Origin of the sequence: Clostridium algifaecis, assembly GCF_017874415.1 — a bacterium.
In the GTDB taxonomy this organism is placed as follows: domain Bacteria; phylum Bacillota; class Clostridia; order Clostridiales; family Clostridiaceae; genus Clostridium_B; species Clostridium_B algifaecis.
This window is the reverse complement of sequence record NZ_JAGGLM010000021.1, coordinates 26,874-38,245: the sequence shown is the minus strand read 5'-3', so window position 1 is coordinate 38,245 and position 11,372 is coordinate 26,874. Positions and strand designations below refer to the sequence as shown.

The 11,372-nt window shown below is 29.4% G+C and carries 11 protein-coding genes; 4 read left to right on the top strand and 7 right to left on the bottom strand.

The features are described 5' to 3' along the window. Window positions 1-57: 57 nt before the first annotated feature. Together J2Z42_RS12115 and J2Z42_RS12110 are read right to left on the bottom strand one after the other, a co-directional pair. Window positions 58-1,257, bottom strand: coding sequence for an MCP four helix bundle domain-containing protein (locus J2Z42_RS12115; protein WP_209703037.1), 1,200 nt, complete (start codon window positions 1,255-1,257; stop codon window positions 58-60). Between the two features lie 147 nt (window positions 1,258-1,404). After that, complete coding sequence (locus tag J2Z42_RS12110; protein WP_209703036.1) at window positions 1,405-2,223, bottom strand: nitroreductase family protein; 819 nt, start codon at window positions 2,221-2,223, stop codon at window positions 1,405-1,407. A gap of 204 nt (window positions 2,224-2,427) precedes the next feature. On the opposite strand from J2Z42_RS12110, the gene J2Z42_RS12105 reads away from it, so the two are divergent. Continuing rightward, window positions 2,428-3,258 carry an HAD family hydrolase gene (locus J2Z42_RS12105; protein WP_245331612.1) on the top strand — a complete coding sequence of 277 codons (831 nt, stop codon included), beginning with the start codon at window positions 2,428-2,430 and terminating at the stop codon, window positions 3,256-3,258. Between the two features lie 42 nt (window positions 3,259-3,300). On the opposite strand, the gene galU is transcribed toward J2Z42_RS12105, so the two are convergent. Further along, the gene (gene galU, locus J2Z42_RS12100; protein ID WP_209703034.1) at window positions 3,301-4,161 is read right to left on the bottom strand and encodes a UTP--glucose-1-phosphate uridylyltransferase GalU; all 861 of its coding nucleotides are present in this window, start codon (window positions 4,159-4,161) and stop codon (window positions 3,301-3,303) included. Continuing rightward, window positions 4,158-5,768 carry a glycosyltransferase 87 family protein gene (locus J2Z42_RS12095; protein WP_209703033.1) on the bottom strand — a complete coding sequence of 537 codons (1,611 nt, stop codon included), beginning with the start codon at window positions 5,766-5,768 and terminating at the stop codon, window positions 4,158-4,160. Before J2Z42_RS12095 ends, galU begins: the two co-directional genes overlap by 4 nt. Before the next feature lie 211 nt (window positions 5,769-5,979). On the opposite strand from J2Z42_RS12095, the gene J2Z42_RS12090 reads away from it, so the two are divergent. The 3 genes from J2Z42_RS12090 to arsA are packed head-to-tail and all read left to right on the top strand — an operon-like array spanning window position 5,980 to window position 8,419. Further along, entirely contained in the window at window positions 5,980-6,288 is a 309-nt protein-coding gene (locus J2Z42_RS12090; RefSeq protein WP_281063555.1) for an ArsR/SmtB family transcription factor, read from the top strand. A gap of 21 nt (window positions 6,289-6,309) precedes the next feature. Continuing rightward, complete coding sequence (arsD, locus tag J2Z42_RS12085; protein WP_209703032.1) at window positions 6,310-6,681, top strand: arsenite efflux transporter metallochaperone ArsD; 372 nt, start codon at window positions 6,310-6,312, stop codon at window positions 6,679-6,681. Further along, window positions 6,668-8,419, top strand: coding sequence for an arsenical pump-driving ATPase (arsA, locus tag J2Z42_RS12080; protein ID WP_209703031.1), 1,752 nt, complete (start codon window positions 6,668-6,670; stop codon window positions 8,417-8,419). The genes arsD and arsA overlap by 14 nt, the downstream gene beginning before the upstream one ends. A gap of 60 nt (window positions 8,420-8,479) precedes the next feature. Here arsA and J2Z42_RS12075 read toward each other — a convergent pair whose 3' ends face one another. From J2Z42_RS12075 to J2Z42_RS12070, 3 genes are all read right to left on the bottom strand, one after another. Next, window positions 8,480-9,286, bottom strand: coding sequence for a DUF116 domain-containing protein (locus tag J2Z42_RS12075; protein WP_245331611.1), 807 nt, complete (start codon window positions 9,284-9,286; stop codon window positions 8,480-8,482). A gap of 13 nt (window positions 9,287-9,299) precedes the next feature. After that, window positions 9,300-9,632, bottom strand: a complete 333-nt coding sequence (locus tag J2Z42_RS14545) for a hypothetical protein (protein ID WP_245331610.1) — start codon at window positions 9,630-9,632, stop codon at window positions 9,300-9,302. A 187-nt stretch (window positions 9,633-9,819) separates the two neighbouring features. Beyond that, on the bottom strand, window positions 9,820-11,181 hold the full coding sequence (locus tag J2Z42_RS12070) for a hypothetical protein (RefSeq protein WP_209703030.1): 1,362 nt from the start codon (window positions 11,179-11,181) through the stop codon (window positions 9,820-9,822). Window positions 11,182-11,372 lie beyond the last annotated feature (191 nt).

Genomic DNA, 11,372 nt, shown 5'->3' with positions numbered 1-11,372 from the left:
AAATCGGAATTTATTAATTCTACTAAAAATGCTCATAAACCTTTATAATCTAGAGGACTACCGTCCTAAAAATTTTTTAAGTGCTAAACTTCTGATCAAATTGCTCATCTGAGTAATTTCTTTTATATTTTTACTTACACTATTTATAGTTAATGTTAAGTTTTTAAATGCAGAAGTTACTTCATCAACTGAATTTATTACAGTCAGCATATATCCATTACTTTCTATAGTTTTGCAGTGAATGTTATTGCTATTTAATTTAATATCTTTTATTGAAGTTACTACATTGGTTAATTGATTACTGAATTCATTTAGTGTATCAGAAATATTTAACAAATCACCAGCCTGCAAGGTTGTAGCTTCAGATATGTTTTGAATTGTACTTGAAATATGTTCAGAAGAAAAAGCCATTTCATCAGATATTTTAGAAAGTACATTTGATTTTTCATTGATAGTAAAAAAAGAGCTTTTTATAGTATTCAGCATAGATGATATATTAGTAAGTGTTTCATTAAGACTTCTTTTCATAATACTAAATTCATTGTTACCTGAAGTGTTTAATTTAATTGTAAAATCACCCTCTGAAACTTCGTTTAATACATTAATCATTTCTTTTGAAGATTTATTAATGTTCTGTATAATTCTAAAAGATATGATGGCAAGAAGTGCTAAGATAATAGTAACTATGATTAAAAACATTAAAACACTATTATTATAAATTTTATCACTTGAATTTTTTAAATTGTAACCTGAGTTTACCTCTTCTTTTATTAATCCTTGCAATGATGCATTTATAGAGGAACCCAATATTTCAAATTGTTTTAAATCATCTTCCTGGAGTCTTTCACCAGAGATTAAAATTGATTTAGATTTATTCCAAAGTTTTATATACTGGGAATAGCTGTTTTTAAGTATTTTAACTTGAACTTCTTGTTCTTTGCCTAATTTTTTTGAAGAATATTTTGTAAGTTCTTTATTTATAGTATCATTAAAACCTGAAACTTGTACATCGTACATAGAATCATATTGCACTTGAGCTTTATTAGTTATGAGCTGTATATTTACAAAGTTGCTAGTTATAGTTGAAAGATCTGTTACAGGTGTCAAGTTTTCTTCATACATGTTTGATATATTATTGTTAATGCTCTTCATTTTAGAATAACCCATATAACCTATTATACATGTAAAAATAACAGATAAAGTTGACATCATGATTATAATTGTGATTAGTTTAAGATTTTTAAACTTAGTAACCATACAAAAACCCCTTTACAGTTAAGTATTTTTAATATTAATACTATAGTTAAATATAGCATTAATGGTATTATTGTATGTAAAGGGTACATTAAGATATTGTTAAAAATAACTTTCAGATAAATGAGTATAATCATGATTGTGTCAAATTTATTTCCAGATTACATCTGCTTCTTTTCTTGGAACTGTTCTTAGATATTTAACATTAGGATAACCAAGCATCATACAAGTTACAATTTCCTTTCTCTTTTTAACTCCAATAAAATCTATAATATCCTTGCTCTCTTTAGCAGCTCTTACAAAGAATCCACTAAAAAGCACTCCAAGTCCCAGTGCATTGGCCACAAGTTCCATATTTGAAGAAGCAAGTGCTGCATTCACCTGTGATTCAGCTGTAACAACTATTACTACTGGAGCACCAAAAAATATTCTGTCATTCTTAGGATTTTCTTTATAATCCTCATACATTTTTATCCACATCTTTGCATACCTTCTATACAGTTTAGCTTCAAGAGTTTTACTGTTAAGAACATGATCTGCTATTTTATTAATGCTCTCAAAAGTGAAATCTTTCAATTGTTTTAGATTTTCTCTTACAACTGTATATGATACATCCTGTTTATTGCTGCTAGTTTCAGTGAATCTTCCAGCTTCTATAATTTTATCAATTTTTTCTTGTTCAACTTCCTTATTCTTAAATTGCCTTACAGTTCTTCTGAATTTTATAAAGTTCAGAAGTGCATCAGCATCCACTAGAAATTCTTCTTTATTATATTCCTTTACATCTTTCATATTGTATTCATCTATTGATACAGCATTGTTAGGACAAATTGCAATACAATGGCCGCATTTGATACAGTATTTATCATTGATTTTTGCCTTATCTTTCTCTATTTCTATACACATAGGAAAACAATCTTTAACACATTGTCCACATCCTATACATTTTTCGGTATCTATTTTTATCATAATATTTCTATCTCCCTTGTAATTCCTCATTAATTACTTTTTTACTTTTAAATCATATCATATTAAATATGTATTTAAATGTTTATATAGCAATTATATCATTTTCCAATCAAATAAAAAAATAACATCTTTTTATTGATTGTTCACATTTTTAAATATAATATTATATTGTAAATAAACTAATTAAATATGGAGGAATTATCTTTGGACTTATATATATCAGATTTAGATGGCACACTTTTGAATTCGCAGCAAATTGTAAGTGAAAATTCAGCTAGAATAATAAATAATTTAATAGCTCGTGGATTAAATTTCACCATAGCTACAGCAAGGTCTTATGAAGCTTCAAGAAATATACTAAAGCCTCTTCATTTAAAGCTTCCTGTAATTTTAAATAATGGAGCATTTATTTATGACCCGGTTTCAAGAAAAAATATTGTAGAAAATTATGTTGATAATGATACTGCCAATTTTATTTTAAAACATTATGCTTCAAAAAATATTTTTCCATTTATATCTGTAATAAATGACGAAGGAAAAAGGAAAATTTTCTATAAAGGAATATTCAATAAAGGACATGAAGTTTATATAAAATCAAGGAAAGATAATAATGATAAAAGGCTCACCAAGATAGATACTATTCCAAGCCTTAATAAATATAAGATTATAAATATATTTGCAATAGAAAAGGATTCTGATTTAAAATCCAGTTATGAATTATTTAAAAACAAATTGGATATCAGCTGTCATTATACAGAGGAAATATACTCAAAAGGATATTTCTGGCTCGAAACTACAAACTCCAAAGCTAATAAAAGCCATGCGGCACAATTTCTAAAAAAATATATAGGAGCAGACAAACTTATTTGTTTTGGGGACAACTTGAATGATGAACCACTTTTTAAATTAGCAGATGAAAAATATGCAGTTAAAAATGCTTACAAGGAGTTAAAAGCTCTTGCAACTAGCATTATTGGTTCTAATGATGAAGATGGAGTGGCTAAATTTATTCTATATAAAATAACACCTAAGTGATTATACAAACATTTAGGTGCTAATAGTTACTAAAATTTTTTATTATTTGATGTTAGAAATATAATCCATAAGAGGTTTTCTCAGGTTATCTCTTTTTAGGGCATAGTGAATATTAGCCTGCAGAAAACCAAATTTATCTCCAGCATCAAACCTTTCTCCTTCAAAAGAATAAGCATACATGGCTTCATGTTTTGCAAGTTCTCTAAGAGCGTCAGTTAATTGTATTTCATTGCTCTTGTCTGGCTTTGTATGTTCAAGAATATTGAATATTTCAGGTGTTATTATATATCTTCCGAGAATTGCTATATTTGATGGAGCTTCATCTATTTTAGGTTTTTCCACCATGTCATTTACCTTATAAACATTTTTTTCAATTTCTCTGCCACTTACAATACCATATTTAGATATAACTTCTTTTTTCACTGGTTGTACACCTAAAATTGAAGTTTTGTATTTGTCATAACAGTTTATCAATTGTTTAAGACATGGTGTACTGCTGTCAACAATATCATCGCCAAGCATAACTGCAAAAGGATTATCTTCTACAAAGCTTTTAGCAAGGCTGATGGCATGTCCTAATCCCTTAGGCTCTTTCTGTCTTATATAATAAATATCAACCATGTTGGATATATTTTGAACTAATTTTAATAGTTCATCCTTATGTCTATCTTCTAATTCATTTTCAAGTTCTACAGATTTGTCAAAATGATCTTCAATAGATTTTTTATTTCTTCCTGTAATTATTAATATTTCCTCTATTCCCGATGCAACTGCCTCTTCTACTATATACTGAATAGTTGGTTTATCAAGTATAGGAAGCATTTCCTTAGGCTGCGCTTTTGTAGCTGGCAGGAATCTTGTACCTAAACCTGCCGCTGGAATTATTGCTTTTTTTATACTCATAATTTTTCAATCCCTTCTTTTAAAGTCTTACTTTTAGTAATGTCAATTAATATTTTTATTAGATATATAAAAAGTATTATATTCAATATGGAAGTACCATCTGATATTATACTGTGTGAACTGGAATTCATCATACCTGAGCCTTTAAACAGTATATAATATATATTGCTGTAAATTGTAATACAGTATCCTGCACATAGTGTAAGAATTCTTTTATCCCTTAAATATATAAAGGATAGAAGTGCTAGAGCCAGTGCTGGAAACAAGTATCGCTCATGCATGCCTGTAGAGAAAGTGAAAACTCCTGCAATCTGTATAAGTGCTGCAGAGAAAGCAAACTTTCTACTTTTTCCTTTAATGTATATAAACCATGTGAACAATGTAACTGCAACAATGGCAATCATTCCCCAAATTTGATAGCTGAATATGAAAAAAGTACTTGAACTCTGCTTATAATTTCCTCCCAAAAGGTTAAAAAAATTAAATCCATTGACAGAGGCATAAGGATACTCTGATATGGTCTTTGCATATAATTTAAAAATCCATGTAGGACTTTGATTAAATGAAAATGGAAGTATTATAATTACAGCAGTTATTAAAGCAGATAGTATTGACTTTATAAATAATTTTATATCTCTTCTCTGCACCAGCTCAAAAAATATTACTGGAAGAAATATAATCCCCTGAGGTTTCATAAGTACGCTGCAGGTAAATAGCACCGCCGAACACATAGTTTTTCCTTCAGATAGCAAAAATAATGAAATTACTATAAGTAATGCAAAGAATGAATCTACCTGTCCCCATAAAGTTGAATCTATAAAAACTGCTGGATTAAATATATAAAATCCACTTATAAGTACACTTATTTCAAATGATAAATACTTACTTGATAATTTATATATTATATAAGCTGTAGCTATGTCAGCTAATATAGAAGGTAATTTTAAAAGTACTGTGTAATAGGAATTAATTGAACTTATGCTTGCAATTTTTCCTATTAAAAATAGTACATACATATAAAGAGGCGGATAATCACCTGACCTTGCATTTGAATAAAACTGTAAAAAATTATTTGAAGCAGTTTCTGCCCAGCTTCTAAAAAGGTTCAAGTCTGAACCATAGCCCTCCATTACAGTTGACAGTGCAATTCTTAAAAGAAAACCTGCACATAACATTGAAAAAATAATTAACTTCCTATTATTTAAATCAATGGCTATATTTTTAATCTTAAATAAGTAGTAAAGCGCTGCTATTAATATGAGAAATGCTGCAAAATATATAGTCAGCAGTGGTGCATAGGTACTTTTTTGTGAAGAACCGAAATTATTCCTCATATTTTTATTAGGCATAGAACCCTGCTGCCTTTGTACATTTTTGCCTTTATTAGGCATAGATTCTCTCTGCCTTTTCGTGCTTCCAGCCGGAGGCGCAAAATTTTTATCCTTATTGGACCAATTGCCGCTCATCTTTTGTTCCATTCTATTTTGATTATTATTAGTGCTGGATTTATAATTGCTCATTGTATAAATGCAGGCAAACAATAATGCCAGTAATATAACAATTAAACTTATCCTGAGTAAATTTTTTCTTAAAAATCCTGTTTGCATATTTTAGCTCCTTTCCTTTGTGTTTAACTATATTTTCATGGATAAAGCTTAAAAAATCCTTAAAAAACCATATAAATTTTGTTAATATAATTTTAATTATTTAAGTTTAAAATATATATAGATATATGTATATATATTTATTTATATTGACATAATATATAAGGTATAATATATTATTATATAGAATAATATCTATATAGGAGGTGAAACATTGAGCTTGAATTATGAACTGAATGCTAAAATATTTAAAGCTCTATCAGATCCTAAAAGACTAAAGATTATTGATATGCTGTCCTGTGGAGAGAAATGTGCCTGTGATATACTGGAATATTTTGAATTTACGCAGCCTACACTTTCACATCATATGAAAGTTCTTATGGATTGCGAACTCATAAATTGCAGGAAAGATGGACTATGGAGCAACTATTCATTAAATACTAATAATTGTAATAAGTTAGTTTTATTTTTAATTAATATTATAACGGATACAGATAATTGCATCTGTAAAGAAAAGAATTAAAATTATGAGGAGAGATGTATTATGAAAAAAATGATAATTTTTGACCCGGCAATGTGCTGTTCTACAGGTGTATGTGGACCTTCTATAAATCCAAAACTACTCAGGGTTTCTACTGTAATAAATAATTTGAGAAATAAAGGTTTATCTATTGAAAGATATAATTTAAGTGCCAATCCTAAAATCTTTGTTGATAATAAAACTATAAATGAAATTTTAAATGAAAAAGGTGTTGAAATTCTTCCAGTTACTATGGTGGATGGAAAAATTGTGAAGACAAAAGATTATCCTACAAATGAGGAGTTCTGTGAGTTCCTTGGTATATCGGAAGATTATTTAAAAACTGGTTTGAAGATAAAAAACAAAGGATGTGATTGTAAAGGTGGCTGCTGCTAAGAAGTTTGCTATTGATGATATAAATTTAACTAAGTATATATTTTTTACTGGAAAAGGTGGAGTTGGAAAAACTTCAGCTGCCTGTGCTGTTTCAGTTAGTCTGGCAGATAGAGGAAAGAAAATTTTGCTTATAAGTACAGATCCAGCTTCAAATTTACAGGATGTATTTAATACTGAGCTCAACAATAAAGGGGTTCCTATAAAAGAAGTACCAAATCTTGTAGTTGCTAATCTCAATCCAGAAGAAGCAGCCGAAGAGTATAGGGAAAGTGTAATAGCTCCATATAAGGGAAAGCTTCCAGATACGGTTATTGAAAATATGGAAGAGCAGATGTCAGGCTCCTGTACTGTGGAGATAGCTGCTTTTAATGAATTCTCAAATTTTATTACCGATGAAGCTACTAAAAGAAAATTTGATTATATAATATTTGATACGGCACCTACAGGGCATACCCTTAGAATGCTTAAGCTTCCTTCAGCCTGGAGCAACTTTATTAGTGAGAGCACTCATGGAGCCTCCTGCCTTGGACAGTTATCCGGACTTGAAGATAAAAAGGAAATATATAAAAGAGCAGTGGATAATTTATCAGATGGAGAAAAAACTATACTTGTGCTTGTTTCCAGGCCTGAGATTGTGCCGCTTAAAGAAGCAGAAAGAGCATCTAAAGAATTAAAAGATATAGGAGTAAGCAATCAAATTTTAATTATAAATGGAGTGCTGGAAAAATACGATGATAAACTTTCAAAGTCAATTTATTTAAAACAACAGAATGCCTTAAATAATATGCCAGAAGATCTAAATGATTTAGAAAGTTACAAGATCGCTCTTAGACCTTATAATATAACGGGCATTGAAAATATAAGAGCATTTTTAAAAGATGATAAAGTAAAAGATAATTGCGAAGATTTAGATATGAAAAATATGCCAAAGTTGAAACTTGTCATTGATGAATTATTTAATACAGACAAAAAAGTAATATTTACTATGGGAAAAGGAGGAGTAGGGAAAACCACTGTTGCAGCTGCAATTGCAGTAGGCCTTGCTAAAAAAGGCAAAAAGGTTCATTTGACCACAACTGATCCTGCAGCTCATTTAAATTTTGTAGTAGATGAAAGTTATGGAATAACTATAAGCCACGTAGATGAGCAAAAAGAATTACAGAGGTATAAAGATGAAGTGCTTAAAAAAGCAAGAGAGACTATGACAGATAATGATATATCCTATGTTGAAGAAGATTTAAGATCTCCCTGCACCCAGGAAATTGCTGTATTTAGAGCCTTTGCAGAAATAGTAGAAAAATCAGAAGATGAAGTTGTAGTTATAGACACAGCACCAACAGGACATACACTTCTACTTCTGGACTCCACTGAAAACTATAATAAAGAAATTCAGCGTTCGGAGGGTGACATACCAAAGTCGGTTATAGATCTATTACCTAAACTTAGAGATTCACATAGAACTGAAGTTGTAATTGTAACTTTAGCTGAAGCTACACCTTTCTACGAATCCATGAGACTTCAAGCTGACTTGAACCGTGCGGGAATTAAAAGCAAATGGTGGATTATTAATTCCAGCTTATATGCAGCGGATACTAAAAACAAAATTCTTAAAGCAAAAGCTAGTAGTGAGATTACATGGATAAATAAGATAAATAAAATTTCAAAAGGAAATTTTGCAATAATAGATTGGAAAGCGGAAGAAGTTAAAGGTAAAAATTTATTTAATTTGTTAAAATAACAAAAATGTATTTATTGAATATATACTTACTTATTTTAGTATATATTCAATTTTTAATTTTTAAATTTGCAGAATTTCAAATAATTTTTCATCATTTATATCAGTTTGAATCCCCTTCTTATGCCAGTGATTCTTACAGCCGCAGTAATCAAGTATTACACATTGAGGTACGAGATTTAAATATCTTGCCTTAAATCCACCTTCTATTAAATTCAATATGCAGGCTATACCTACAATTCCAACATCTCCGTATTTAATATTTTTTGTATTAGAAAAAGCATCTGTTTCGTGGGGAATGACTATCACTTTAAAATTATGTAATTTTCCAAGCTTAGTTAATTTATTGACATTGCAGTTTTCAGAACAAGCTTTGCATAAAAATCCATCTTTAGCTTTAGTCTTTTTGCATATACCATTCTTCCTTAAACACATACACGATGGCAAAAACAGCCTTTTTTTATTAGTTTTAACAAATAATTTTCTAAAAGCCCTATTTAAGATTTCTGCCCCAACCATATTAAGATGATATTCTACTTCAGTTCTTCCACAAAAAATATTATCTTCCATTGTTAGATGCATTTTATAATCATTATTTAAATATTTTTCAATATTTAAAGTATATATTCCAAGCTTTTCCTTTGACTTTTTTTTAAACCAATTTGCTGTTTTAACGAAACATTCATTAATTTTAAAAATATATGACTCATTACTGTTTTTAAAGAACATTTCCCATATTTTCATTCTCTTAACTTCATATTTAAACTCTCCTGATGATTTAAGCCAAAAAATCAACTTTTTAAAATCATCATTGCTGTAAAAGATTTTATCAACTTCCGTACCATTTCCTATAATATATTTATAACTCAATATTCCTTTAAATTTACCTATAGAATTTTTTAAGTGCTTTAAACGTACCATTCATTATATCGGAAAACACAAGAGATATATACTGAGGAATTATTTTAGTATTTAAAGCTCTATCTATATAAACTTTTCTGAGAATTGATATAATCAAGAATTCAAGTTCATACTCTTCTCTGCTTCTGATCTGTTCTATATTAAAGTCTCGAAGAAATTTCATAAATTCATCTATTACATCACCTTCTGTAATGTCTATTTTTTTCAGAACTTCATCTGTAAATTCGCTTATACATCTATAATATTCATTTGAATTCTTATATCTATCTTTGAGATTATACGTTATAGTCTCCATAAAATTTCCCCCACATAATTATTTATATATTCCCATTATATCAGTTTTAAATAAATGATAAATAAAAATAAATACCTCTAAATATAAATTTAAAGATATTTATTTTATATAATTTTATTCATAAAATTTAGGAGCATATTTTATTGTTTAAAAAATTTCTATATCATATACAATTATTACTTCTATATTATGCATTCTCTTCTTTAAAAACATTAACATCATATTCTTTTTTATTTCCAAGTAATATTAACAAGCATAATACTATACCTACTGCAAGTCCCCAAGCTGCTCCTTTTGCTATAATTACAGCTGCCATGATTCCTGCAATCCCAAGATCATTCATAGTACGTGCCTTTAACACTCCTATTCTAACTGAAACATATCCTTGTATCAACATTGTTAGTGCCATTGCTATATTAAGTATAGGAGTAACAAGAGTAACTATAGGTAAAAGGAAGTATCCAGTTAGAGTACCAAATCTAAATGAAGCTGCACCTCCATTTATAGAATCCATAGCTTTTCTTCCATGTTTATACCTGTCACAAACAACAACCTGCATTGCTGCCCAAAGTGGTCCACACATTGTTATATCTGGTCCTATAACTGACATTATTATATTACGTAATCCAAATATCAAGTGAGTTCTATTAGGGTTATAATCTATAATTTCATCTTTACGTACTTTCCCTGCATCCTCTAATAGTGCTTGTGCTTGAATCATTTCGCCAAATAGTATTATATATGCTGAGAAAACCATAGGAATAGCATTTATAAACATCTTAACTGACGGAAAACCTATATTCCAAAATGTCCATTTACTCCAGAGTTCAGCATATGCTGGTTGTGAAAATCCCCATTTAATAGTAGGCAGTATAGTTTCACCTACAATAGGTCCAATAATTACTGCTAATATCATAACAGGTAAAACACCCAAGTTAGAAATCACTTGAAGTAGTTTATTCTTATTTCTAATACTCTTAAATTGATTTGAAAATAATAGATAGAATCCCAAACCTATACATATAGTAATAGTCCAAGGGTAATTTTCAAACTTTCCACCTTTTCCAAATACAGTATTTACAGCTGCTAATCCAGCTCCCAATATTATTCCAGCCTGCATGGCACTTGGAACCAATAAAATTACTTTCTTTCCAAGTCCAGTAATACCTAAAAATGCAGCCAATATACCTAAGCTCATCTCAAATGCAATCAACGCTTGTACTCTCTCTGGTCCCATAGGATAAGTACTAACATATAACATTAAGAGTGGTATAGCTGGTGTAACCCATCCTGGTACAACAGGATCACCTAAAAATACATGGGCACAATAAAGTATTCCATTAAGTGTAACAATAGCCAAAGCAACATTGAAAGGCATTCCAAGATACTGCTGAAGCATAGGAATTGCTGCAAGACATACTGCACACATTAAAAGTCCTTGAATATAATCTGATACTTCAAATCTGTAATGAATTCCCGGGATACGTATCTTAAAGGGGCCCGCTGGTGTATATGGTTGTTCTTTCCCTTCTTCTCTTTTAAAAGCCATATAGCATTCTCCTTCACTAATTTATTTTTTATAATTGCGATCTAGAATCGTTTACATAAGTTCTATTTGTTTCCATAATTGTATTGACAATCAAAGTCAGATTAACTATCATGTTATTTGTATGATACTTATTATTGCAGTAAGTACCATGTTTATTTATTATAAGTAAAGGTTGGATTTAGTTTAGGAGT

Bases quoted from the DNA above. Each gene is read 5' to 3' on its own strand.
- J2Z42_RS12070 (WP_209703030.1), bottom strand. From the start codon at position 11,181: ATGGCTTTTAAAAGAGAAGAAGGGAAAGAACAACCATATACACCAGCG.
- arsD (WP_209703032.1), top strand. From the start codon at position 6,310: ATGAAAAAAATGATAATTTTTGACCCGGCAATGTGCTGTTCTACAGGT.
- J2Z42_RS12110 (WP_209703036.1), bottom strand. From the start codon at position 2,223: ATGATAAAAATAGATACCGAAAAATGTATAGGATGTGGACAATGTGTT.
- J2Z42_RS14545 (WP_245331610.1), bottom strand. From the start codon at position 9,632: ATGGAGACTATAACGTATAATCTCAAAGATAGATATAAGAATTCAAAT.
- J2Z42_RS12115 (WP_209703037.1), bottom strand. From the start codon at position 1,257: ATGGTTACTAAGTTTAAAAATCTTAAACTAATCACAATTATAATCATG.
- galU (WP_209703034.1), bottom strand. From the start codon at position 4,161: ATGAGTATAAAAAAAGCAATAATTCCAGCGGCAGGTTTAGGTACAAGA.
- J2Z42_RS12095 (WP_209703033.1), bottom strand. From the start codon at position 5,768: ATGCAAACAGGATTTTTAAGAAAAAATTTACTCAGGATAAGTTTAATT.